The sequence below is a fragment of the Qipengyuania sp. JC766 genome (assembly GCF_040717445.1).
Lineage (GTDB): Bacteria > Pseudomonadota > Alphaproteobacteria > Sphingomonadales > Sphingomonadaceae > JC766.
The window spans coordinates 745,466-766,757 of record NZ_JBFEFL010000001.1 but is presented as its reverse complement, the minus strand read 5'-3'; the positions used below and the strand labels follow the sequence as shown (position 1 = coordinate 766,757).

The window sequence follows — 21,292 nt, the reverse complement described above, 5'->3', positions numbered from 1 at the left end:
AGCGCGGCTAACGGAGCCGCTTTTCCATTGCGTAGTTGTGGATCGGCACGCCGCCGATTTCGAAGTCGCGGCGGCCGATGAGCCGGTAGCCGCCCCTGCCAAATACCGGCCGGGCAATCTCGCTTGCCGCCGTGTAAAGGCGCATGATGCCCAACCGTTCGGCTTCGTCCTCGCACCGCTCCAGAAGTCCGGCACCGATCCCTCTGCGCTCGTGATCGGGGTGGCAGTAGAGGTGGTCGATGCAGCCATCGGGCTGAAGGATGGCATATCCCGCAACATCACCGACTGAGTTGCAAGCGAGAATGATGATATCGCCCTGGCCGAGACGGTTTGCGAACTCGGTCACACCGTTAGCTCGTTGCGTCCAGGCCGCTACCTGTACGAGAGAATAGGCCCGCGGGCCGATCCGTTCTACGGAGGCGGCGAACAAATCCGCCAGCACCTCGAAGTTGCCTGATGTTGCCTGGCGGATGGCATAATCCGCCATTGCCAGCGTCAGTTCTCGGGAGTGAGAAGCTGATGAATGGGCACGATGACGTATTTCATCTCCGCATCATCCACGGTCCGCTGGGCGTTTGCACGCCACGCATCAACAGCCATGTCGTAGTCGCTGAACACGCCCACCACGTGGAGACTTTCCGGATCCTGGAATTCGAACGCTCGCGGATCCTTCACCTTGCCACCCATCACGAGGTGTAGGGTCTGGTTCGTCGGCGCATCGGGCACGGGCTGAGTTTCTTCGTTGGTCATCGCCCGCGCGCCTAATGCTCGCTCGGCTTCAAGGCAAGCGTCTCTGTCGAGTGGTCAGACGCCCAGTCTAGCGCGTGCATCGCGCAGAGAACGTCCGGCGCGCTTTCCGGCGTCCCGACCCAACCGCCGGGCCGAGTCGCTCGCCCTCTGCCCGCGATAGCGCGCCTCGCGGCTGATGCCGCGACGATTGTCGGAGACGGCATCGGCGAAATCCTCGAGCCGATCCTGTCCGTGACGCGCGGCTCCGCTGGCGGCGTCGAACAGTCCGGCTCCGTAAGCCGCTCCCAATTCGGCCACCGTCGAGCCAAGGGACGACGCGCGGTCGGCGATGCGGCGGGTCGGAAGCAGGGTTCCGATAATCACGCCCACGACTGCGACACCGGCGATTGTAGCTATCGGATGTTCGCGGACGACATCACCGATACTTTCGCCAGCTTCGCTCAACGCGTCGCTGAAGCTGCGATCGGCATTCCGGCGTTCACCGGCCTCGATCTTCGCTCGCAATTCATCTCTTTTCGCTTCGTCGACCATGTCAAACTCCATTGATTTCGTTTCCTCCGGAACGGCGGCTCCGGGCAGTAGGTTCCTGTGTTTCACCTTTGATATCGTCGGCGGCAGGATCGGCCTCCGGATCGGTGTCATCGAAGAGCGAAACGATCGGCTCCCTGAAGAACCAGAGCGCGACGGCCGCTGCGCCAAGGGCGAACCATCCTCCGTGCTTCTTCGCGGCATCCTTCCCGATTTCCACGAGTTCCTCGGTGCCATCGCCGACCCGCGCAAGAGCTCGCGATCCAAGGCTCTTGGCCGAGAAATCGCTCTTGAGGTGCGCAACATCCGCCTTCACGAGTGCCTGCGCAGCATCGCGCAAGGCCCGGTCCTCCAGCATCCGCATCTTGCTAGCCACGGTCATTCTTCATCCTTTGCGAAGGCGTCGCCGATGCTGGCAAACCGCTTCTTGGCGGACAGAGCGAAGATGATCGCTCCGGCCAGAAGTACTCCGCAAACGATCAGGGTCGCGCCGAGCGGTCCGATTAGCGTCGCCAAGGACAGGATCGCGCCGACGACCAGGCCGATCAGCAGAAGATGTGCGAACGCGAGCGCCAGCACTCCATAGGCCAGTCCCGATCGGCCCTGACCCGCTGCGTATCCGAAGCGGCTCTTCTGAAAGCTGAGTTCCGCCTCCGCATATGTCTTGCCGTCGATCCAGAGAGCCTCCAGATCGTCGGCAAGAGAGTGGACAGGACCGCCGTCCTCCAAATGTTCGTCCTGAGGTACCCGCCCGTCGGACAGGTGGTCTTCGGCCATGTCGACGGCCCCCGTTCGCGTATTGGCGATCAGCGACGACCCCCGAGAAGGCGCGCCAGCAGGAAGCCACCGATGGCAGCGATACCGAGCGCGGTCGCCGGGCTTTTGCGGACGAATTCAGTCGTGTCGTCGCCGAGTTCATCGAAGCTCTTTGCGTCGAGCTTGGCGGCCGTCTCGTGCAGGTTGCGCGAGGCCGAACGGGCGTAGTCACCGTATTTCGGGCCGAGCTTCTCATCGATCGAGGCCGCGTTGTCATCGACGAGCTTGCCCAGCGCGGAAATGCCTTCGCTGACCTTTGTCTTGCCTTCGTTGGCCAGTTCGCCGGCCTTGACCTTGGCGTCCTGATTCAGACCCTCGGACTGGGACTTCGCCTTCTCGCGATATTCCCGAGCCTTGGCCGTTGCTTCGCCCTTCAGTGCAGCGGCACCGGCCTTGGCTTCTTCCAGAGCCGCGTTGAAGCGGGTCTTCGCTTCGGATTCGTGCGCGTCCGCTTCGGCACCGGCGCCGGTCGCGGCGGCATCGGCTGCAAGAACTTCGGGTTCGGGGGTCGGTTTACGAGCCATTTCAAATTCCTCCTTCATGCTGGAGGTGGGCGAAAGCGCCATCACCCCCTCATTTACCTTGCAACGCAACTTGCACCGCTTCGTTCCGCTGCATATTGCGACTGCGAATTCGGATGTGGGCAGTGTATTGCTCCTCTACAACACCACGCAGCAGGAAACCGATCATGACCGCCATTCTCGACATCCACGCGCGCGAAATCCTCGACAGTCGCGGCAATCCCACGGTCGAGGTCGATGTCCTGCTGGAAGACGGCAGCTTCGGGCGCGCGGCAGTCCCGTCGGGCGCGTCCACCGGCGCGCACGAAGCGGTGGAACTGCGGGACGGCGATGCGGACCGTTATCTCGGCAAGGGCGTCACCAAGGCTGTCGAAGGCGTGAATGGCGAGATTGCGGACGTGCTTCTCGGTCTCGATGCCGAAGATCAGCGGGACCTCGATCTTGCGCTGCTCCAACTGGACGGGACGCCCAACAAGGAGCGCCTAGGCGCGAACGCGATCCTTGGCACCAGTCTTGCCGTGGCAAAAGCCGCGGCGGCCGCGCGCGGTCTTCCACTCTGGTCCTATGTCGGCGGGGTGTCCGCGCATCGCTTGCCCGTCCCGATGATGAATATCGTCAACGGCGGCGAACATGCCGACAACCCGATCGATATCCAGGAATTCATGGTGATGCCGGTCGGGGCGGATTCCCTGACCGAGGCCGTGCGCTGGGGCGCGGAAATATTCCATACGCTGAAGAAGGGCCTTGCCGAAAAAGGCCTTTCCACGGCTGTCGGCGATGAAGGCGGGTTCGCGCCCGACATCGCCGGCACGCGCGAAGCGCTGGACTTCATCATGCGGTCGATCGAACTGGCGGGCTTTACACCGGGCGACGATGTAGTCCTGGCCCTGGATTGCGCGGCCACGGAATTCTTCCGGGACGGGCGATACGAGATCAGCGGGGAGGGCAAGTCGCTCTCGCCCTCCGAGATGGCCGAGTATCTCGCCTCCCTATGCGCCGATTACCCGATCTGGTCGATCGAGGACGGGATGAGCGAGGACGATTTCGAAGGCTGGAAAGCCCTGACCGACCTCTTGGGCAAGAAGGTCCAGCTAGTCGGCGACGATCTGTTCGTGACCAATCCGGCGCGCCTTTCCGACGGTATCGAGCGCGGGCTCGCGAACTCCCTCCTGGTCAAGGTCAACCAGATCGGAACTCTCACCGAAACGCTGGAGGCCGTCGATATGGCGCACCGGGCCGGCTACACTTGCGTGATGAGCCATCGTTCGGGAGAGACGGAAGACGCGACGATCGCCGATCTCGCCGTTGCGACCAATTGCGGGCAGATCAAGACGGGCTCGCTCGCGCGATCGGACCGGCTTGCAAAGTACAACCAGCTCATCCGTATCGAGGAAGAGCTTGGCGCCAGTGCGGATTTTGCCGGCCACGCCTGTTTCGGACGGCTCGCCGGGTAGCTAAAGCGCGGAGGCGCTACCCGCCGAACTTGCGACGAAGGTCGAGCAGGGCCATCGCGGCTTTTGCTGCCTCCCCGCCTTTGTCCTTTTGCGATGGATCGGCCCGGACCAGCGCCTGTTCCTCGTTCTCGACCGTCAGGATCCCGTTCCCGATCGCGATCCCGTCCATGGTCAGCGCCATGAGCGCACGGGCGCTCTCGCCAGCCACGATCTCGAAATGGTAGGTCTCACCGCGGATGACGATGCCCAGCGCGACATAGCCGTCATACTGTCCGCTCCCGTCGGCGAGAGTGATTGCGCCGGGTATCTCGAGCGCACCGGGGACGGTCAGGACCTCGACATCGTGACCCTCGGCCTCGAGCGCTGCGCGAGCACCGGCAATCAGCTTGTCGTTGAGCTCGCCATAGAACCGCGCTTCGACGATGAGAAAACTGGCCATTTCAAACTCCGCTTGGAACGACCCCGCGGCTAGCTGCAGCCGGAGCCAAGCGAAAGAGGCGGAGCGCAAAAAAACGTCGGAAACGATGCCGGCGCTGGCTTCCGGGTATTGGGATCAGAAGAACTGTGGGGGAGTGGTGGACGCACTAGGGCTCGAACCTAGGACCCGCTGATTAAGAGTCAGCTGCTCTACCAACTGAGCTATGCGTCCATCGCCTTGCGTGAGGCTGCCGCTGCGATTCGACATCGCGTCGCGGGAGCGGTGCAAATAGCGAGCTTTGCAGGTCTTGCAAGACTTAATAGCGAGACAGTCCTCCCCGCGGTGCCTGCTGCCGGTTCCACCGGTCCACCATCATCAGCGTACCGAGGCAGATCATGTTGGTCAGCATTGAACTGCCGCCGTGACTCATGAAGGGCAGGGGGATTCCCACCACCGGGGCAAGGCCCATGACCATCATCAGGTTGATCGCCGCGTAGAAGAACACGGTGGCGACCATTCCTGCCGCAAGCAGCTTCGGGAAACGATCCTGCGCATTGCTCGCCACCTTGAGGCCCCAGCGCAGGATCAGGCCGAACACCACGATGACGAACACCCCGCCGACGAAGCCCCACTCTTCGGCCATGGTCGAAAAGACGAAATCGGTATGCGCTTCGGGGAGGTAATTGAGGTGGCTCTGCGATCCCTCGTTGAAACCCTTGCCCCACATGCCGCCCGAACCGATGGCGATCTTCGATTGTGTGATATTGTAGTTCGTGCCGAGCGGATCGCTTTCCGGGTCGAGAAAGGTCAGGACACGGTTCTGCTGATATTCCTGCAGGCCGAAGAAGAAGGCCAGAGGCGCCAGGATGATTGCGGCGAGGCCGCCAATGACGAACCAGCGCAGCGGCAGGCCGGCAAGGAACATCACCGCTGCCCCGCCGAATGCGATCGCGATGGCGGTTCCCAGGTCAGGCTGGATCAGGACGAGCGCCATGGGGATTGCAATCAACACGCCTGCGGGAATCAACGCCCGCCAAGTGTTGACCATTCCAGCCGGCAGATCGGAGTAGAACCGGGCAAGGGCGAACACGATTGCCGGTTTCATGAGCTCCGACGGCTGCAAGGTCAGCGGGCCGAGGTCCAGCCATCGCTGGCTCCCCCCGCCGATGGCCCCCATCGCCTCCACGGCCAGCAGCAGCACGAGCACGACTGCGTAGGCGGGATAGGAAATGAACTCGATGAAGGGACGCGGCATCGCAACGATCACGCCCGCCATTACGAGGAACAATCCGAAACGGATCAGATGTGACTGTGCGAAGGGCTGCATGTTTCCGCCCGCCGCGGAATACAGCACCAGTGCGCCGAAACCCACGAGCATGAAAAGCGGGATCAGCATGCCCCAGGGCTGGCGCGCGATCGGGGCAGGTACAACCGAGTTCATTCGGGTTCGCCCGCTATGCCGGCTGCGTCAGGTGGCGGCCCACCCGTGCCTGTGGGATTGGGGCGGGGCGCAATGACGTCATCGGCAATGGCCTGGGACTGATTGGCCGCTGCGCGGGCCTCTGCATCGACCTGATCGAAGATCTCCTCTTCCCGCTGGGGTGCGGGGGGAACGGTTTCGCCGGCCTCTGCTGCGTATGCCGCGTATTTCTTCGCCAGACGCTCCTGTGCGGTGCCGCCCCACTCCTTCTCGAGAGCGTAGAGCGCGTCGAGGCCCTTTTGCGGGTCGAACATGAAGGTCATCACGTCGCGGGCGATCGGATAAGCCGCCCCCGATCCCCCTCCGTGCTCGATGACGACGGCGCCGGCGTAGCGGGGGTTGTCGATCGGCGCGAAGAACACGAACAGTCCGTGATCGCGATATTTCCAGGGGCCGCTTCGTCCATCCGAGACGCTTAAGGAGACGACCTGGGCCGTACCGGTCTTGCCCGCCATCTGGATGTCGTCGAATGGCAAACGACCGCGTCCCGCGGTGCCGGGCCCGTTGACGACGTCGCTCATCGCCTGACGGATGTAGGCGATTTCCTCATCGCGGAAATTGTAATGCTGCGCCTCGCGCACCGCATTGCTTCGCACGAGCCGCGGCTTCAGCACCCTTCCGGTCGCGAGGCGGGCACTCATCACGGCGAGCTGAAGGGGGCTCGCTAGATAGTAACCCTGTCCGATGGACGCATTCACCGTGTCGAAGGGTTGCCAGCGATCGCCGAACTTGTTGAATTTCCATTCGGGGTCCGGGACGGTCCCGAAGAACTGGCTGATAACGGGCAGGGGAAATTCCTGACCCATGCCGAGACTGCGGGCCATCGCCGCCACCTTGTCGAAACCGACTTGTTGCGCGAAGTGATAGAAATAGCTGTCGCAGCTCTGGTAGATGGCCTTTGCCATGTCGACCTGGCCGTGGTTGCTCCAGCAATTGAAGAACCGGTTTCCGATCCGCCGACCGCCGCCGCACGTGATGGTGTCGTTGAAACCGACCCCTTCCTTCAGGAACGCCATGCAATGCATGGGCTTCACCGTCGAACCGGGGGGATACAGCCCTTTTAGGACCTTGTTGCGGAGTGGTACGCGCTCATCGTCACGCAGCATCGCGTATTCCACGCGGCCGATCCCGTCCGAGAAGCTGTTGGGATCGAAACTGGGCATCGATGCCATGCAGAGCAGGTCACCGGTCTCGCAGTCCATCACCACGACGGAGCCGCTTTCGAGCCCGATCCGCCGCGCCGCGTAATCCTGCAACGGGCCATCAATGGTGAGATGCAGCGGATCGCCCTGAACATCCGGCCGGGTGTCGAGATCGCGTACGATGCGGCCTGCCGCGGTCACCTCGACACGGCGCGCACCAGGTTCGCCGCGAAGGCGCTGTTCGAACTGCTTTTCCAGTCCGTCCTTGCCGATCTTGTAGCCCGGGGTGAGGAGGAGCGGATTGCGATCCTTCTGGTACTCTTCCGCGGACGCAGGCCCGACATATCCGATGAGGTGGCCGACGGATGGCCCCGTCGGATAAAAGCGCGAGAAACCGCGCTGGGGGACGACCCCGGGAAGGTCCGGGAGGCGCACGGTAACGGCCGCGTATTTCTCGAAATCCACGCCGGTCGCGACCTCGATCGGCTGGAAACCGCGCTTCTCCTCGACTTGCGCCTTCAGGTCGCGGATCTTGCCGATGTTGAGATCGAGCAGTTCCCCGAGGATATCGATCGTCTTGTTCGGATCGGGCAGCCGCTCGGGGATGATGTCCACGCGAAAATCCGCTTGGTTCGACGCCAGTGGCGCGCCTTCGCGGTCGAGGATCCAGCCACGGCGTGGGGGGATGAGCGACAGGTTGACGCGGTTGCTTTCCGCCTCAACCTTCCACCGTTCGTTCTCGGCGATGGCGATGTAAGCCATGCGAACGGCGAGAAGCGTCCCGATACCGGCACCCACTGCGCCGACCACGAAGCTGCGCCTGTCGAACCGGTTGTCCAGGATCGAGGCGTTGACGGTGGTCTTCTTCTGCCGACGCGAACGACGGGCCATCAGCCGAGCCTCCGCCAGCGCAACAGCCGGAACCTGTCGAAGCTCGCCACGATGCGAGCCAGGAGGGGAAAGGCGAAAATGGAGAAGACGATCTGCGGCACGATGGCGACCAGCCCGGGCACACTCAGCTCGCCGCCGGAAACGACGGCAGCGAGGACGATGTAAAGGGTCGTGAACATGGCGACGGTCATCCAGTCCTGCCAGAAACTGCGCCACGGAAACCGTGTATCGATCATCTCGAACGCAATCATCGTGAGGGACCACAGCAGGATAGCCGAACCGAATGGCTGTCCGCTGAATAGATCGTCGAACAGGCCGAGCGGAAAGCCGATCCAGATAGGGAAAAGACCGGGCTGAAGGCTGCGCCAGCAAAGCAGCATGAGGAAGCCGAACGGCGGAATATACGGTGCCGCCCCGGCTATGGCGAAAAAGGGCAGGAAGGAACCGAGCAGGATCGTAGCCACCGGCACCGCATAGGCGATGACGGGCGAATGGGCGCGATTGAGACGACTGCCGTAGCGATCGCTGCGTGCCTTGGTGTTGACCCGTTCGATCATTCCTCGAGCCGGTCTTCGACAGGCGTGCGAGCGGCTTCGATCGTAGGTGCCTGCCAGATCGGCTCCACGGTTACGTAAAGCGTGGCGGCGGGATCGCTGATCATCCGCGCGACCGCTCCGTCGCTGACGGTTTCCTCGACGATCGCGACTGCGACGCCGGGCGGATAGAAACCACCCGATCCGCTGGTGACCAGCACATCGCCGCGCTCGAGCGGGTTGATGCCGAGATTGACCAGGCGGATATGGAGCAGTCCGTCGCCACGACCTTCGGCGAGGGCAACGACATCGCGCTTCGAATCCGCGAGCCGTACCGGCACCACGCTCTGGCTGTCCGCGAGCAGGAGCACTCGCGACGTCGAGCGGCCCACTTCCAGAACGCGGCCGACGATCCCGCGCGAGGAACGCACCGGCATTCCCGGGACGATACCATCGCCGCGTCCCACGCCGATATAGCCGAACCGGCGGCTGCTCGACGCGGTCGATCCAATAAGGCGGGCGACCGCGACAGGCGGCGTCTCGTCGTTGGAAAGACCAAGCAGCGCCTTGAGCCGGTCGTTTTCGCGCTTAGTCGCCTCGGCTTCGGCCAGGCGGATCCGCGACGCTTCCACTTCCTTGCGCAGTTCTGCGTTCTGGCTTCCTGCGGCGAGATAGCCGGAAATGCTGTCGATCAGGCCCTTGCCCGAATTACGCGCACTCGCGCCCGCTTCGCCGATGGGGGCGACGATGTCCGAAGCGGTGGTGCGCGGCCCGTTGAAATTGGCCGGCCGCCAGAGCGACAGGCCAAGCAATATGGCACCGGCCAGCGCGCCCGCGCCGGCGATGACATAGCCGGTGAAAACACCGTATTGTTCACGACGGGAATAGCTCGAGCGCCGACCTGGTGACGCCATGACAAGGCCCCCTTAAGGCATCAAGCGGTCATCAGGACGCCGCGGAAAACTGGGTCCTCCATGGCGCGACCAGTGCCGACCGCGACGCAGGTGAGCGGATCTTCCGCGATGCTGACCGGGAGACCGGTTTCCTCGCGCAGATGCTCATCCAGCCCGCGGATCAGTGCACCGCCGCCTGTCAGGACGATGCCTTGGTCGACGATGTCGGCGGCCAGTTCCGGGGCCGTGTTCTCAAGCGCGATGCGAACGCCTTCCACGATCGCCCCGATCGGTTCGGACAGGGCGTCGGCGATGTGCGCCTGGTTGATCGTGATTTCCTTGGGCACGCCGTTGACCAGATCGCGCCCCTTGAGGGTGATGATCTCACCGATGCCGTCTTCCGGAGTCGTCGCGACGCCGTAATCCTTCTTGATGCGTTCCGCCGTGGCTTCGCCGATCAACAGGTTGTGATGGCGGCGGACGTAGGAGACGATCGCTTCGTCCATTTTGTCGCCACCCGTACGCACCGAGGTGGTGTAGGCCAGACCGCGCAGCGAGAGCACGGCGACTTCGGTCGTGCCGCCGCCGATATCCACCACCATGGAACCGACAGGTTCGGTCACGGGCATGTCCGCGCCGATCGCGGCCGCCATGGGCTCGAGGATGAGGTAGACCTCGCTGGCGCCGGCGTTGCTGGCGGCATCGCGGATCGCGCGCCGCTCGACCGAGGTCGAGCCTGACGGGACGCAGATCACGATTTCGGGGTACCGGAACAGGTTCTTCTTGCCATGCACCTTGCGAATAAAGTGCTTGATCATCTCTTCGGCGATCTCGATGTCCGCAATGACGCCGTCGCGCAGCGGGCGTATGGCTTCGATCGTGTCGGGCGTCTTGCCCATCATCATCTTCGCATCGTCCCCGACCGCCTTGACCTTCTTGATCCCCTGGATCGTCTCGATCGCGACGACCGAAGGTTCGTTGAGGACGATTCCCTGCCCGTCGACATAGACCAGCGTGTTCGCCGTACCGAGGTCGATAGCCATGTTCTGAGCGCCGAGTTTGAAGAGATTTGTGAACCAGTTCATTCCACGTGTATTCCGTATAAATTCTGGACCTTTGCCGCTCTCGATCGCGACAGTCGAAACCCGGTCATGACAGGGATGTCGGCTCCTTAACGAAGCATCGCTCAAAACACCAAAAATTTATCAACACGCCAGCGTAAAATCTGTGTCTTAATCTCGAATTTGCGGCGCTTCGTCGCTAACCTCGCAAATTCCATGCCCCGCATCAGAAGATTGCCCGAAACTCTCGTCAACCGCATCGCCGCAGGCGAGGTGGTGGAGCGGCCTGCATCGGCCCTGAAAGAGCTGGTGGAGAACGCGATCGACGCTGGCGCCGGCCGGATCGCGGTCAAGCTGACCGACGGCGGGCTCGGCCGACTCGAAGTGATCGACGACGGCTGCGGGATGTCGCCGGACGAAATGGCGCTGGCCTTGGAAAGGCATGCGACTTCGAAGCTGCCGGACGATGCGATCGAACAGGTCGCCACGCTGGGCTTCCGGGGAGAGGCGCTGCCCTCGATCGCCAGTGTCGCCCGCTTCACGCTCGAAAGCCGGACCGAGGGGGAGGCACAGGGCTGGCGCACCGTGATCGACCATGGCGCGAAGAAATCGGACGGACCGGCCGCCCTTCCGCCCGGGACAAGGGTCGTGGTGGAAAACCTGTTCGGCAAGATACCGGCACGGCGCAAGTTCCTGCGCACCCCGCGCAGCGAATATGCGGCGTGCCTCGATGTCGTCCGGCGTCTGGCGATGGCGCGCCCCGACATCGCCTTCACGCTCGATCATGGCGACCGGCGCACGCTGGCGCTGCAGCCGGGGCAGCCGCTGGAGACGCGCGTGGCCGAGATCGTCGCGCGCGAACTGAAGGATAACGGCGTTTCGATCGACCTGCAGAGGGGGCCGATGCGGCTGACCGGGCTTGCCGGACTTCCGACATACAATCGCGGCGTGGCCGACCAGCAGTTCCTGTTCGTGAACGGCCGACCCGTGAAGGACCGTCTCCTGACAGGGGCCGTCCGCGGTGCCTATGCGGACATGCTCGCCCGCGATCGTCACGCGGTCCTCGCCCTGTTCGTCGAACTGCCGCCCGAAGACGTCGACGTGAACGTCCACCCGGCCAAGACGGAAGTTCGCTTCCGCGATGCGCAGGGAATGCGCGGGTTCATCGTTTCCGGGCTGAGGCAGGCACTGGGCACCGGGGACCGGCGCAGTGCCCAGGCGCCAGATACCGCGGCGATGGGTCGCTGGCAGCAGGAGCCGGTCGCGACCGAAAACGCGCCGGCCATGGCATCCATCTTCAGCGGGCGCGACTGGACCGCCCCGCAGGACAACGGCGTTCGCGAACCGCCGCAACCATGGCGGGGCGGCGAGACGGTGGCTCTCGACGCGCCGCAGGGCAGGGCGGAACTGGCGGAACCGGGCGAACCGCAGGCCGAATATCCGCTCGGCATCGCGCGCGGCCAGGTTGCTGAAACCTACATCGTCGCGGAAGCCGCCGACGGTCTCGTCCTCGTCGACCAGCACGCGGCGCACGAGCGGATCGTGCTGGAGCGGTTGCGCGCCGCGGGGGCCGGCGACGCGGTACGGCGGAGCCAGGCGCTGCTGATGCCCGAAGTCGTCGAAATGGACGAACCCGTCTGCGACCGGCTGGAGGACGCGATCGACGCGCTCGCGGAACTGGGACTCATCATGGAACGCTTCGGCCCTGACGCAATGCTCGTCCGCGCCATGCCGCATTCGCTTTCCAAGGCCGATCCGCACCGGCTGCTTGCCGACATTGCCGACGATATCGCCAAGCACGGCGAAGCCCTTCTGCTGGGCGAGAAGCTGGATCTCGTGCTGGCCACGATGGCCTGCCACGGGTCGGTCAGGGCGGGGCGCGTCCTCAATGTTGCCGAAATGAATGCCCTCCTTCGGGAGATGGAACGAACGCCGAGATCGGGACAATGCAACCATGGGAGGCCTACATGGGTTAAGCTTTCCATGGACGATGTCGAAAAGCTCTTTGGGAGACACTGATGCGTGTTGCGTTCCTGCTTGGTCTGGCCCTGCTTGCAGGGTGCAACGACAATAACGAAGCCACTTTCAAGGATATCGCGCCCGAAGGCACCGACCTGGAAAAAGTAGTCGAGGACATCGCTCCGCCACCCGTGGCGATCGAACCCGAAGCGGTTTCGGAAAGCGACATGGACAAGGACCAGATCACCGGAGACAGCTGCGCCTTCTACAAGGAAGGCAGCGAAACGCCCGTCGTCATCATGCACGACACATCCGGCGTGATGAAGGTTAAGGGAAAGACAGCACCGCTGGCCTCCGATGCAGGGGCGGAGCCGATCTTCGGCTCGGTGAAGCCGAAATATGTCGGCACCGAATTCGAAGTCGAAATCAGGCCCAGTGCGCGAGGCACCGGCGCGGACAGCTTTGCAGCCACCGCGATTGCGCGCGACGGGGCGGATCGTACGGTCTGGGAGGCGGCGGGCGAATTGCGCTGCCGGATGGAAGCGAGCTAGTCCGCCGGGTCTTCCGGATTGCGGACCAGGATCATCCCGTTCGATACCATTTGCAGGACGGGTTCGTCGTTCTGGTTGAACGTGGTTCCGCGGGATTTGAACAGGCCCATTTCCGGGCGACTCTTGCTCCGCCGCTTCTCGATCACTTCGCTTTCGCAGCGCAGGACATCGCCGGGATAGACGGGCTTGACCCAGCGGATGTGATCGACGCCCGGCGACCCGAGGCCAGCCTGCTGCTGGTCCTTCATGTTGTCGACCAGCATCCGCATGGTCATGGCGCAGGTATGCCATCCACTGGCGGACAGCCTGCCGAAATGGGTGCGCGCGGCGGCTTCGTCATCGAGATGGAAGGGTTGCGGATCGTATTTCTCGGCAAACTCCATCACTTCCTCGCGCGTGACTTCGTAGCGCCCGAACGACTGTTTCTTCCCGACTTCGATGTCCTCGAAATAGATCATGGCCATGCCTCTCCCTTCAGAGCGCAGGGCGTACCAGCATCCAAATCCCCATGGCAATCATGGCGAGATTTTCGGTCAGCGAGACGAAGCCGAGCGGCACGTTGCCACTGCCACCGACACAGGCGCACTTGATGTCGCGTTTCTGGATATACACCGCGTAAAAGACGCTGACGGCACCGATCGTGCCGATGGTCAGTGCGATCGGGATAGAGAGCCAGGGCAGCACGCGGCCCGCCATCAGGATGGCGGCGGCCGCCTCGAGAAACGGGTAGGCGTACGCATAGGGCACCCAGCGCATGCCCAGCAGGTCGTAGCCGACGAACATGGTGGAGAACTGCTCCACATCCTGCAGCTTGAGCATGGCCAACATCGCCATCGAGAAGGCGACGAACCATTCGGCGGTCCGGATCGTGAAGGCGCTGCCATAGACGAACATGCTGAGCGACACGGCCAGCAGGGCTCCGACTGCAAAGACCGCGAGGACTGGCGTATAGCTCGGCCCGTCCTTTCCGGCCTTGCCGAGCCACGCGCGCAGATCGTCGTAGCCGCCGATCCTGTCGTTCCCGACGAAGGTCTGGGGCGTGGTGGAGACGCCGTGTTTTGCTTTGAAGGCATCCGTCTCTGCGCGCGTCGTCAGGTGGTGATCCTCGACTGAATAGCCTTCGCGTTCCAGCAGGAACTTGGACTTCGTGCCGTAGGGGCAGACATGCTTGTCCATCACCATCCGGTAGAGGCGGGCAGTACGCGCGCCGGACGAATGCGCGCGATCGGGAGTTTGCGCGTCGCTCATATCCGGAACTTGGGGATTCCCTTGCTGGAATCCATGTCCGGAATGATGCGATACCGGGCGAGGATCAGGCTGAAGAGGCCGAAGGTCAGCAGGCCGATGGCCGTGATCGTGAAGATCGGCCCTTCGCCCGCGAGGCTCGCGACCGCGTCGCCCAGCGTCTTCACTTCGTCGGCGCCTTGCGAGAAGAAGCCCGCCTGGACGAGCGACCACCCGATCACGGCATAGACGACGGCGCGCGCACAGAAGCCGACGCCTCCGAGCCAACGCGTCGCGGACGGGGCCGCGGGACTGATGCGGTGCATGAAGTCGCCCGAAATGCCCTTCTTCGCCTGGAATACGGCCACCGCGAAGAAGATCACCCCGAGGACCCCGAGGACGATACCGCCGAGTTCGACCGACAGAATACCGGCGGCCGCTTCCTCTGCGCCGCCACCGGACGACGAGGACGCACTGTCATTGGCGAACTTGAAGGCCGAATAGGCGAGGACGAGGTGACCGATGCCGCTGCCGGCATGACCGACCCGCTTCGCCCAGCCTTTCGAATCCGAACCGTTGTTCTCGATATCGAACAACAACGAGCAGAAGCGGAACAGGGCATAGGCCGTGAGGCCCACCGCCATGATCCAGAGAAGCACGGTGCCGGCGGGATAGTCCTCGATCGCGAGGAACACGCCGTCGGTGCCTTCGGCAATCCGGCCCGCGCTGGTCAGTGCGACCAGACCCAGCACAGCATAAAGTATCGCGCGGCTGAAATATCCCACGCGCACGGCCCAATTGAACTTCTCCGACTTGTCGACCATCGTCTTGTTCCCCTTGTTATGCCCTTGCGAACGGGCGGGCGGGGCAATCGTGCCGGGAAGGAGGGATTGTTTGGTCCGCGGCGGTCAGACGTTGAATTTGAACAGCATCACGTCGCCGTCCTGGACGAGGTACTCCTTACCCTCCTGGCGCAGCTTGCCGGCCTCGCGTGCGGCGCCTTCTCCGCCCAGGGCAACGTAATCGTCGTAGGCGATCGTCTCGGCGCGGATGAAGCCGCGCTCGAAATCGGTGTGGATCTCGCCCGCAGCCTGCGGCGCCTTGGCTCCGGCAGGGAAAGTCCAGGCGCGCGATTCCTTGGGACCGGCGGTGAAGAAGGTCTGCAGACCCAGAAGGCGATACCCGGCGCGGATGATCTTCGCGAGGCCGCTTTCTTCGAGGCCGAGGCTCTCGAGATACTCGGTGCGGTCTTCCTGCTCCATTTCGACCAGCTCGGACTCGATCGCGGCGGAAACGATCACCGCCTGCGCACCTTCGCGCTCCGCCTTGGCGAAGACTTCCTCGCTCAACGCGTTGCCGGTCGCGGCATCTTCTTCCGCCACGTTGCAGACGTAGAGAACCGGCTTGGCCGTCAGCAGCTGCGCCTGTTCGAACAGCGCGGCTTCCTCGTCGTCGTTGGGCTGGGTGAGGCGGGCGGGCTTGCCGTCCTTCAGAAGATCCAATGCCTGACCCAGCACGCTGACCAGCGCCTTGGCTTCCTTGTCACCACCGGTCGCGCGGCGCCGCGCGTTCTCGACCCGCTTCTCGAGGCTTTCCAGGTCCGCCAGCAGGAGTTCGGTCTCGACGACTTCCGCATCGGCGATCGGGTCGACCTTGTTGCTGACGTGCTGGATGTCGTCATCCTCAAAGCAGCGCAGGACGTGGACGATTGCGTCGACCTCGCGGATGTTGGCGAGGAACTGGTTGCCAAGGCCCTCTCCCTTGCTGGCGCCCTTCACGAGGCCGGCAATATCCACGAAGGCGAGCTGCGTGTGGATCGTCTTCGCGCTCTTGGCGATCGCGGCGATCTTCTCCAGCCGTTCGTCCGGGACCGCGACCTGGCCGACATTGGGCTCGATCGTGCAGAACGGATAATTCGCGGCCTGCGCGGCCTGCGTCTGCGTCAGTGCATTGAACAGCGTCGACTTGCCGACATTCGGCAGGCCCACGATCCCGCAACGGAAACCCATATAAACTCCAGTTTTCGATCAGGCGGCGCGCTTAGACGGGAAGGCGCGGCTTGGCCAGACACTCAGCGCCCGTGGACCGCCTTGATCCACGGGCCGTAGCCCGATCCGCCGAGCCATCCGACCTGCGTTTCGGCGGCAACGCGGTTGATCTCGGTCTGCGGGATCGCACCGCCACTGACCGGCTGACGCAAGGGGCGCGTTCCGGCGGGCATGGCGATGATCTTCGCGATCGCGCGCGGCACGTCCATCGGATCGGCGCTGCGGCCGGAACCGTCTTCCTCGCCCATCCGGGCAACGACATCGGGATAGCCCGCCTTGTGGATGTCCGCGGCACGCTGCTGGAGCGCTTCGGAATAGATGTTACGGTTCACCCAGACCTCCGTCGGGTACCCGCCGGGCTCGATGATCGTGACGTCGATATTGTGCGGTACCAGTTCGTAGGCCAGTTGCTCGCCCATCGCTTCCAGCGCGAACTTGGTCGCGGAATAATGCCCGGAATGGGGCACGATGACCCGGCCGAGCTGCGAACTGATCTGGAAGATCTGGCCGCCGCCTGCCGCCCGCATCGCGGGCAGCACCGCGCGGGCCATGCGATGCGGGCCGAAAACATTGGTGTCGAACATGAGGCTGGTCGCCTCCATGTCCTGGACTTCGGAAGGACCGGTGATCCCGATCCCGGCATTGTTCACCAGCACATCGAGCGCACCCCCGCGCAGCGCGTTGGAAACGGTTTCCATCGCCGCGTCGATTTCATCCTGCAGGAGAACGTCGAGGCGAATGACGGTGATGTCGAGATTTTCCTCGCTCGCGAGTTTGCGCAACTCTTCCGCCTCGGGCCGGGGCGTGTTGCGCATCGTTGCGAAGACCTTCGCGCCACGCCGCGCGTAATATTCCGCGCCAAGTCGTCCGAAGCCGGACGAACAGCCGGTGATGAGGATCGACTTGCCCGACAGGTCCGGTTCGGTCCCGACCATGTCGGTTTGCGCGGACAGGCCGCTGGCGGCAAAGGCTCCGGTAGCGGCGGTGCCAGCGAGGAGGGTACGTCGGGTCAGTTCGGGCATGTCTCTCTCCTTGTCGCACCGGAACATAGGAAGAGATTATTTGCTTGTCAGCAGGGCAGGGCGCGGCCTAGCCAAGCGCCATGGGCCGCTTCTTCATCATCGCCGTCGCCGCGTGCACGCTCGCCGCGTGCGAGACCACCAACGAAAGCGAATGGATCGGGACGGGCGAACCGCAAACGCCATTCGATCAGGCGGAAGACACCTGCGAGAAGCAGATCGTCGATATCGAGGAAGAGGACGCGGACAAGACCGCGATCTTCATCCGGTGCCTGGCAGCCTTCGGCTGGGAACCCAGGCCGGAAATCCGGCAGTCCCTCCGGATCGAATAGACCCGGGGAGGGACTGCCGCCCCCCAAGCTTTCGGGCCTCAGGTTTTCCGGCGGCGCGCCACGGCCAGGCCCAGCAGCGCCAGGCCCATCAGGCCGACCATGCCGGGTTCGGGCACCGAAACAGGTCCCGAGCCGCCCGGATCGGAGCCGGGCCGATCCATGGCGAGCGCCGGCGTACCGGCAAATGCGAGAAAGAGTCCGAAAGACAGCGCGGCTGACTTTGCTGTGTGCATGATGATCTGGCTCCCTGTTCGACCCGTTTGGTAAGCGGGACGATAACCAGAAACCGGGCCTCATGGGCCGTATCTGCAGCGCTGTCCCGCGGCGGAACAGGTTGTCGGTCGGGTCAGTCGCGGTCTGACATGCGCAGCGCGAGGTCACTCACGAACCTTTCGGACTCTCCGCGCGCGAGCCATGCCGCTTCGGCACCGATGGCGCCCAGCAATTGCGCCAGATCGTCCATTTCCGATTTCGCGTAGTTTCCAAGGACATGGCCGTGCACCCGGTCCTTGTGTCCCGGATGGCCGATGCCGATCCGGACACGCCGGAAATCCTGGTCGCAATGCTGGCCGATCGATCGCAGGCCATTATGGCCGGCCGTGCCGCCGCCCTGCTTCACCCGAACTTTCATGGGCGCAAGGTCCAGTTCGTCATGGAAGACGGTAAGATCCGCGGTGCCCAGCTTGTAGAACCGCAACGCCTCGCCGACGCTGCGACCGCTCTCGTTCATGAACGTGGCCGGCTTCAGCAGCAGGACCTTCTCGCCGTCGATCTGGCCTTCCTGGGTCCAGCCTTGGAACTTCTTCTGCACCGGTCCGAAGCCGTTCATTTCGGCAATCACGTCGCATGCCATGAAGCCGACATTGTGCCGCTGCATGGAATAGCGCGGCCCCGGATTTCCTAGTCCTGCCCAGATCTGCATGGGTCGCGCGTTAGCGATGGCGGGCGGCCAATGCCAAACCCTTTTCGCCTTGGATGCGGCGCAGAAACGAAAACGCCGGGCTTCTGAGGGAAGCCCGGCGCCAATTCGTCATCGATGGGAAAGCGATTACTCGCCTTCGACCACGTTGTCGTCTTCGTCCTCGACCGTGTCGGCATTCTGCTCGGTGACTTCGGTCTCGGTGACTTCCTCGTCGGTCTCGTCTTCGCTCTTCTTGAGCGCGGACGGTGCGACCAGCGTGGCAATCGTGAAGTCGCGATCGGTGATCGCGCTTTCGCTGCCTTCGGGAAGGGTCACTTCGCTGATGTGGATCGAATCGCCGACTTCCTTGCCGGTGACGTCGATCTCGATTTCGCTCGGGATCTTCTCGCTGTCGCAGACCAGCTCGAGCTCGTGACGCACGACGTTGAGGACGCCGCCTTTCTTGAGGCCGGGCGACTGTTCTTCGTTGATGAAGACCACCGGCACTTCGACGTCGATCTTCGCGCCCTTGACCATGCGCAGGAAGTCGGCGTGGATCGGACGGTCGGTGACGGGATCGAGCGCAACGTCCTTGGGCAGGGTGCGCATCTTTTTGCCGCCGAGTTCGATCTGCACGATCGAGTTCATGAAGTGACCGGTCATCAATTGCTTGACCAGTTCCTTCTCCTCGACGTGGATCATCGTGGGTTCTTCATTTCCGCCGTAGATTACGGCGGGTACGCGGCCTTCGCGACGCAGTGAACGGGAGGCTCCCTTGCCAGCCTGTTCGCGCGTCTCGGCCGGCAGGGTCAGAGCGTCGCTCATATCGGTGCCTTTCGAAATGCGGTTGGTTTTCCCGCCACGCCTCCAGGGATGACCGATAACGGGAAGCGCGCGCTATAGCGCCATTGCCTGCGAATGCAAGCCGGTCCTACTGGATGCGCGTCGCGGTGTAGCCACGCTCTTCCATGAGGGCGACGAGACCGTCGGGCCCGGGAAGGTGCGCCGCACCGACTGCGACCAGCATCGGACCTTCGCTTTCCAGACGGCTTGCAAGGCGGCGCGACCAGGCGCGGTTGCGGTCGATCAGCAGAGCCTTGCGCAGCGCCGGATCGGCCAGCATGCCATCCGTCGTCATGTCCTCGAGGGCGTCCGCATCGCCCGTCAGCCAGACGAGGTAAGGCGCGGGCTTGTCGGGATCTTCCCCAGCCTCGCTCACCGCTTCCATCAGCAGAGTTCGCTGCGCTTCGGACGGCAGCGCGTCGAAAATGCGGAATTGCGCCGGAGCGCCTTCGAACTGGTGGATCGTGCGGCCCCTGAAATCCGCGATGAGAGCCCGGTCAACTCCGTTTGCAGGATCGCCCGGGGAGAGTGCGCTGGCGAGCGCGAGAGCGACGGCCCAGTCCTCGACCCCGGCGAAAGTCGTGTGGGAAAGCCCCGCTTCGGACAAGGCTTCCACGAGCCGTTCGCGATCTGCACCCTCGAGCCGGTCGAGAACCGGCGGAAGACCGCTTGTCGTAGACAGGTCTCGGAATACATTCGCAGTCGTGGCACCGCCGTCGAGCGATGCCACTTCCACCATCAGGCTGTCCGCCCGGGTTACCGCATCTTCCAGCGCCGGCGTTCGCCATCGCACGCCGTCCGGGAGGGAGTGCACCGTCCCGAAAAGCCAACCCTCCATCTCTCCGTCCGCATTCGCGAGTTCGTAGAGAATGGGGGAGGGGGGTGGCTGATCGGACGCGCCCTGGTCGTCGCATCCGGCCAGCAGCGCAAAGGCTGCCAGCCAGATGCCGACACGGCGGATCACTGGACGCGAACCACTTCGATATCGCGCTGCGCCAGATAGTCCTGGACACTCTTGTCCCCCGCGAGGTGGCCTGCCCCCACGGCGATGAAGACCGTGCCGGGCTGGTCCATGCGGGTGTCGATCCACTCGACCCAGTTGCGGTTGCGGCGATAGAGCAGGGCTTCGGCCAGCGCCGGATCGTCTTCCAGGCTTTCGTTCATGGTTTCGGCCAGTGCCTCGGGGTTACCGGCCATCCATTGTTCGACCATGCGGTCGATATAGGATTTGAGGTTATCCGTTTCCTCTGCCGCCGCCATGAGGAACTCGATCTGGTCTTCCTGCGGCAGGTTGTCGAAAATGGCGAGCTGTTCGCCGACCGTTTCCAGGTTGCCGCGCGCGAGGTCCTCGCCAGCATATTCCTCGAGCTTCTGCTCGACCCCTTCGTCGATCTTGTAGCCTTCCTGGATCAACGGCAGGACCGAAAGGGTCAGCGCGACGCTCCACGGCTTGAAGCCGTCGAAATTGGCGGCCGGGATGCCGATCTTCGCCAGTGCGGCCTCGTATTTCGCGGTCTGTTCCTCGTCCAGCAGCGAGCGGAGCGTGGTGCCCTGCGGCAGCATGCCCTTGGTCTGCATCAGCTGTGCCGTTTCCGTATCGGACATGGCATCGCCGAGAATTTCGGTGACCATGATGTCGGAACCGGTCAGCGCATTCGCCACGGTCGGCGTGTACCAGTCGAGACCTTCGGGCAGCACGTGGATGGTCCCGAACAGGTATATGGTCGTATCCTCGTCGGATACCTTCCACATGGCCGGCCCCTCGGCACCGGCCGGCTTCTGCCACATGGCCGCATCGGAGGAAGCGGAGCGCGCGCCGTCCATCGGGGCGCAGCCTGCGCCGGCAAACAGGAGGGAAAGGCTTGAAGCGGCAAGAGCGAGCGATTTGAACGTCGATTTCATGATTTGATCCTTCATCGGTTTGGCGT

The 21,292-nt window shown here is 63.4% G+C and carries 27 protein-coding genes and 1 tRNA gene; 4 read left to right on the top strand and 24 right to left on the bottom strand.

What is annotated here, in order from left to right; translation table 11 throughout:
• Positions 1 to 7: 7 nt before the first annotated feature.
• Genes AB1K63_RS03810 through AB1K63_RS03780 form a run of 7 tightly spaced genes read right to left on the bottom strand, consistent with a single transcriptional unit; the run spans position 8 to position 2,793 of the window.
• The gene (locus AB1K63_RS03810; protein WP_366958617.1) at positions 8 to 487 is read right to left on the bottom strand and encodes a GNAT family N-acetyltransferase; all 480 of its coding nucleotides are present in this window, start codon (positions 485 to 487) and stop codon (positions 8 to 10) included.
• Between the two features lie 8 nt (positions 488 to 495).
• Positions 496 to 750, bottom strand: a complete 255-nt coding sequence (locus AB1K63_RS03805; RefSeq protein WP_366958616.1) for a DUF4170 domain-containing protein — start codon at positions 748 to 750, stop codon at positions 496 to 498.
• Between the two features lie 54 nt (positions 751 to 804).
• Positions 805 to 1,281, bottom strand: coding sequence for a hypothetical protein (locus tag AB1K63_RS03800; protein ID WP_366958615.1), 477 nt, complete (start codon positions 1,279 to 1,281; stop codon positions 805 to 807).
• Position 1,282: 1 nt separating this feature from the next.
• The gene (locus tag AB1K63_RS03795; protein WP_366958614.1) at positions 1,283 to 1,660 is read right to left on the bottom strand and encodes a hypothetical protein; all 378 of its coding nucleotides are present in this window, start codon (positions 1,658 to 1,660) and stop codon (positions 1,283 to 1,285) included.
• Positions 1,657 to 2,055 (bottom strand): phage holin family protein, encoded by a 399-nt coding sequence (locus AB1K63_RS03790; protein ID WP_366958613.1) that lies wholly within the window; start codon positions 2,053 to 2,055, stop codon positions 1,657 to 1,659. The genes AB1K63_RS03795 and AB1K63_RS03790 overlap by 4 nt, the downstream gene beginning before the upstream one ends.
• Before the next feature lie 29 nt (positions 2,056 to 2,084).
• Complete coding sequence (locus AB1K63_RS03785; RefSeq protein WP_366960638.1) at positions 2,085 to 2,660, bottom strand: hypothetical protein; 576 nt, start codon at positions 2,658 to 2,660, stop codon at positions 2,085 to 2,087.
• A gap of 7 nt (positions 2,661 to 2,667) precedes the next feature.
• The gene (locus AB1K63_RS03780; protein ID WP_366958612.1) at positions 2,668 to 2,793 is read right to left on the bottom strand and encodes a hypothetical protein; all 126 of its coding nucleotides are present in this window, start codon (positions 2,791 to 2,793) and stop codon (positions 2,668 to 2,670) included.
• Here AB1K63_RS03780 and eno point away from each other — a divergent pair.
• Positions 2,783 to 4,069: a phosphopyruvate hydratase gene (gene eno, locus AB1K63_RS03775; protein WP_366958611.1), complete on the top strand. Its 1,287-nt coding sequence runs from the start codon at positions 2,783 to 2,785 to the stop codon at positions 4,067 to 4,069. The genes AB1K63_RS03780 and eno overlap by 11 nt on opposite strands.
• A gap of 16 nt (positions 4,070 to 4,085) precedes the next feature.
• Here eno and ribH read toward each other — a convergent pair whose 3' ends face one another.
• From ribH to AB1K63_RS03740, 7 genes are all read right to left on the bottom strand, one after another.
• Entirely contained in the window at positions 4,086 to 4,508 is a 423-nt protein-coding gene (ribH, locus tag AB1K63_RS03770) for a 6,7-dimethyl-8-ribityllumazine synthase (RefSeq protein ID WP_366958610.1), read from the bottom strand.
• Positions 4,509 to 4,642: 134 nt separating this feature from the next.
• Positions 4,643 to 4,718: transfer RNA gene (locus AB1K63_RS03765), tRNA-Lys, on the bottom strand.
• Between the two features lie 85 nt (positions 4,719 to 4,803).
• On the bottom strand, positions 4,804 to 5,928 hold the full coding sequence (gene rodA, locus AB1K63_RS03760; RefSeq protein ID WP_366958609.1) for a rod shape-determining protein RodA: 1,125 nt from the start codon (positions 5,926 to 5,928) through the stop codon (positions 4,804 to 4,806).
• Positions 5,925 to 8,000: a penicillin-binding protein 2 gene (gene mrdA, locus AB1K63_RS03755; RefSeq protein WP_366958608.1), complete on the bottom strand. Its 2,076-nt coding sequence runs from the start codon at positions 7,998 to 8,000 to the stop codon at positions 5,925 to 5,927. The genes rodA and mrdA overlap by 4 nt, the downstream gene beginning before the upstream one ends.
• Positions 8,000 to 8,557, bottom strand: a complete 558-nt coding sequence (mreD, locus tag AB1K63_RS03750) for a rod shape-determining protein MreD (protein WP_366958607.1) — start codon at positions 8,555 to 8,557, stop codon at positions 8,000 to 8,002. The genes mrdA and mreD overlap by 1 nt, the downstream gene beginning before the upstream one ends.
• A complete protein-coding gene (mreC, locus tag AB1K63_RS03745; protein ID WP_366958606.1) occupies positions 8,554 to 9,447 on the bottom strand; it encodes a rod shape-determining protein MreC in 894 nt (297 codons plus the stop codon). Before mreC ends, mreD begins: the two co-directional genes overlap by 4 nt.
• Before the next feature lie 20 nt (positions 9,448 to 9,467).
• The gene (locus AB1K63_RS03740) at positions 9,468 to 10,511 is read right to left on the bottom strand and encodes a rod shape-determining protein (protein ID WP_366958605.1); all 1,044 of its coding nucleotides are present in this window, start codon (positions 10,509 to 10,511) and stop codon (positions 9,468 to 9,470) included.
• Between the two features lie 192 nt (positions 10,512 to 10,703).
• Here AB1K63_RS03740 and mutL point away from each other — a divergent pair, with 192 nt between their 5' ends.
• Both mutL and AB1K63_RS03730 read left to right on the top strand, forming a co-directional pair.
• Positions 10,704 to 12,506, top strand: coding sequence for a DNA mismatch repair endonuclease MutL (gene mutL, locus AB1K63_RS03735; protein WP_366958604.1), 1,803 nt, complete (start codon positions 10,704 to 10,706; stop codon positions 12,504 to 12,506).
• Complete coding sequence (locus AB1K63_RS03730) at positions 12,506 to 12,997, top strand: hypothetical protein (protein ID WP_366958603.1); 492 nt, start codon at positions 12,506 to 12,508, stop codon at positions 12,995 to 12,997. The genes mutL and AB1K63_RS03730 overlap by 1 nt, the downstream gene beginning before the upstream one ends.
• Here the strand turns inward: AB1K63_RS03730 and AB1K63_RS03725 are convergent.
• The 5 genes from AB1K63_RS03725 to AB1K63_RS03705 form a co-directional block, all read right to left on the bottom strand.
• Positions 12,994 to 13,455 carry a MaoC family dehydratase gene (locus tag AB1K63_RS03725; protein ID WP_366960637.1) on the bottom strand — a complete coding sequence of 154 codons (462 nt, stop codon included), beginning with the start codon at positions 13,453 to 13,455 and terminating at the stop codon, positions 12,994 to 12,996. The genes AB1K63_RS03730 and AB1K63_RS03725 overlap by 4 nt on opposite strands.
• A 16-nt stretch (positions 13,456 to 13,471) precedes the next feature.
• Positions 13,472 to 14,245, bottom strand: coding sequence for a glutaredoxin (locus tag AB1K63_RS03720; RefSeq protein WP_366958602.1), 774 nt, complete (start codon positions 14,243 to 14,245; stop codon positions 13,472 to 13,474).
• Complete coding sequence (locus AB1K63_RS03715) at positions 14,242 to 15,045, bottom strand: DUF1206 domain-containing protein (protein ID WP_366958601.1); 804 nt, start codon at positions 15,043 to 15,045, stop codon at positions 14,242 to 14,244. The genes AB1K63_RS03720 and AB1K63_RS03715 overlap by 4 nt, the downstream gene beginning before the upstream one ends.
• 84 nt (positions 15,046 to 15,129) lie before the next feature.
• Positions 15,130 to 16,230, bottom strand: a complete 1,101-nt coding sequence (ychF, locus tag AB1K63_RS03710; RefSeq protein ID WP_366958600.1) for a redox-regulated ATPase YchF — start codon at positions 16,228 to 16,230, stop codon at positions 15,130 to 15,132.
• 62 nt (positions 16,231 to 16,292) lie between these two features.
• Entirely contained in the window at positions 16,293 to 17,291 is a 999-nt protein-coding gene (locus tag AB1K63_RS03705; protein ID WP_366958599.1) for an SDR family oxidoreductase, read from the bottom strand.
• An 80-nt stretch (positions 17,292 to 17,371) separates the two neighbouring features.
• Here AB1K63_RS03705 and AB1K63_RS03700 point away from each other — a divergent pair, with 80 nt between their 5' ends.
• Complete coding sequence (locus AB1K63_RS03700) at positions 17,372 to 17,620, top strand: hypothetical protein (RefSeq protein WP_366958598.1); 249 nt, start codon at positions 17,372 to 17,374, stop codon at positions 17,618 to 17,620.
• Between the two features lie 38 nt (positions 17,621 to 17,658).
• Here the strand turns inward: AB1K63_RS03700 and AB1K63_RS03695 are convergent, their stop codons facing one another.
• The 5 genes from AB1K63_RS03695 to AB1K63_RS03675 all read right to left on the bottom strand — a co-directional run bounded on the left by AB1K63_RS03695 (position 17,659) and on the right by AB1K63_RS03675 (position 21,266).
• The gene (locus AB1K63_RS03695) at positions 17,659 to 17,853 is read right to left on the bottom strand and encodes a PEP-CTERM sorting domain-containing protein (RefSeq protein WP_366958597.1); all 195 of its coding nucleotides are present in this window, start codon (positions 17,851 to 17,853) and stop codon (positions 17,659 to 17,661) included.
• Positions 17,854 to 17,966: 113 nt separating this feature from the next.
• Positions 17,967 to 18,542, bottom strand: coding sequence for an aminoacyl-tRNA hydrolase (gene pth / locus AB1K63_RS03690; RefSeq protein ID WP_366958596.1), 576 nt, complete (start codon positions 18,540 to 18,542; stop codon positions 17,967 to 17,969).
• Between the two features lie 126 nt (positions 18,543 to 18,668).
• The gene (locus tag AB1K63_RS03685) at positions 18,669 to 19,346 is read right to left on the bottom strand and encodes a 50S ribosomal protein L25/general stress protein Ctc (RefSeq protein ID WP_366958595.1); all 678 of its coding nucleotides are present in this window, start codon (positions 19,344 to 19,346) and stop codon (positions 18,669 to 18,671) included.
• Positions 19,347 to 19,452: 106 nt separating this feature from the next.
• Complete coding sequence (locus AB1K63_RS03680) at positions 19,453 to 20,328, bottom strand: TraB/GumN family protein (RefSeq protein WP_366958594.1); 876 nt, start codon at positions 20,326 to 20,328, stop codon at positions 19,453 to 19,455.
• Positions 20,325 to 21,266: a TraB/GumN family protein gene (locus AB1K63_RS03675; RefSeq protein WP_366958593.1), complete on the bottom strand. Its 942-nt coding sequence runs from the start codon at positions 21,264 to 21,266 to the stop codon at positions 20,325 to 20,327. Before AB1K63_RS03675 ends, AB1K63_RS03680 begins: the two co-directional genes overlap by 4 nt.
• Positions 21,267 to 21,292 lie beyond the last annotated feature (26 nt).

Coding starts and splice junctions, on each gene's coding strand:
- AB1K63_RS03810 (WP_366958617.1), bottom strand. CDS start 487: ATGGCGGATTATGCCATCCGCCAGGCAACATCAGGCAACTTCGAGGTG.
- AB1K63_RS03805 (WP_366958616.1), bottom strand. CDS start 750: ATGACCAACGAAGAAACTCAGCCCGTGCCCGATGCGCCGACGAACCAG.
- AB1K63_RS03800 (WP_366958615.1), bottom strand. CDS start 1,281: ATGGTCGACGAAGCGAAAAGAGATGAATTGCGAGCGAAGATCGAGGCC.
- AB1K63_RS03795 (WP_366958614.1), bottom strand. CDS start 1,660: ATGACCGTGGCTAGCAAGATGCGGATGCTGGAGGACCGGGCCTTGCGC.
- AB1K63_RS03790 (WP_366958613.1), bottom strand. CDS start 2,055: ATGGCCGAAGACCACCTGTCCGACGGGCGGGTACCTCAGGACGAACAT.
- AB1K63_RS03785 (WP_366960638.1), bottom strand. CDS start 2,660: ATGGCGCTTTCGCCCACCTCCAGCATGAAGGAGGAATTTGAAATGGCT.
- eno (WP_366958611.1), top strand. CDS start 2,783: ATGACCGCCATTCTCGACATCCACGCGCGCGAAATCCTCGACAGTCGC.
- AB1K63_RS03780 (WP_366958612.1), bottom strand. CDS start 2,793: ATGGCGGTCATGATCGGTTTCCTGCTGCGTGGTGTTGTAGAGGAGCAA.
- ribH (WP_366958610.1), bottom strand. CDS start 4,508: ATGGCCAGTTTTCTCATCGTCGAAGCGCGGTTCTATGGCGAGCTCAAC.
- rodA (WP_366958609.1), bottom strand. CDS start 5,928: ATGAACTCGGTTGTACCTGCCCCGATCGCGCGCCAGCCCTGGGGCATG.
- mrdA (WP_366958608.1), bottom strand. CDS start 8,000: ATGGCCCGTCGTTCGCGTCGGCAGAAGAAGACCACCGTCAACGCCTCG.
- mreD (WP_366958607.1), bottom strand. CDS start 8,557: ATGATCGAACGGGTCAACACCAAGGCACGCAGCGATCGCTACGGCAGT.
- mreC (WP_366958606.1), bottom strand. CDS start 9,447: ATGGCGTCACCAGGTCGGCGCTCGAGCTATTCCCGTCGTGAACAATAC.
- AB1K63_RS03740 (WP_366958605.1), bottom strand. CDS start 10,511: ATGAACTGGTTCACAAATCTCTTCAAACTCGGCGCTCAGAACATGGCT.
- mutL (WP_366958604.1), top strand. CDS start 10,704: ATGCCCCGCATCAGAAGATTGCCCGAAACTCTCGTCAACCGCATCGCC.
- AB1K63_RS03730 (WP_366958603.1), top strand. CDS start 12,506: ATGCGTGTTGCGTTCCTGCTTGGTCTGGCCCTGCTTGCAGGGTGCAAC.
- AB1K63_RS03725 (WP_366960637.1), bottom strand. CDS start 13,455: ATGATCTATTTCGAGGACATCGAAGTCGGGAAGAAACAGTCGTTCGGG.
- AB1K63_RS03720 (WP_366958602.1), bottom strand. CDS start 14,245: ATGAGCGACGCGCAAACTCCCGATCGCGCGCATTCGTCCGGCGCGCGT.
- AB1K63_RS03715 (WP_366958601.1), bottom strand. CDS start 15,045: ATGGTCGACAAGTCGGAGAAGTTCAATTGGGCCGTGCGCGTGGGATAT.
- ychF (WP_366958600.1), bottom strand. CDS start 16,230: ATGGGTTTCCGTTGCGGGATCGTGGGCCTGCCGAATGTCGGCAAGTCG.
- AB1K63_RS03705 (WP_366958599.1), bottom strand. CDS start 17,291: ATGCCCGAACTGACCCGACGTACCCTCCTCGCTGGCACCGCCGCTACC.
- AB1K63_RS03700 (WP_366958598.1), top strand. CDS start 17,372: ATGGGCCGCTTCTTCATCATCGCCGTCGCCGCGTGCACGCTCGCCGCG.
- AB1K63_RS03695 (WP_366958597.1), bottom strand. CDS start 17,853: ATGCACACAGCAAAGTCAGCCGCGCTGTCTTTCGGACTCTTTCTCGCA.
- pth (WP_366958596.1), bottom strand. CDS start 18,542: ATGCAGATCTGGGCAGGACTAGGAAATCCGGGGCCGCGCTATTCCATG.
- AB1K63_RS03685 (WP_366958595.1), bottom strand. CDS start 19,346: ATGAGCGACGCTCTGACCCTGCCGGCCGAGACGCGCGAACAGGCTGGC.
- AB1K63_RS03675 (WP_366958593.1), bottom strand. CDS start 21,266: ATGAAATCGACGTTCAAATCGCTCGCTCTTGCCGCTTCAAGCCTTTCC.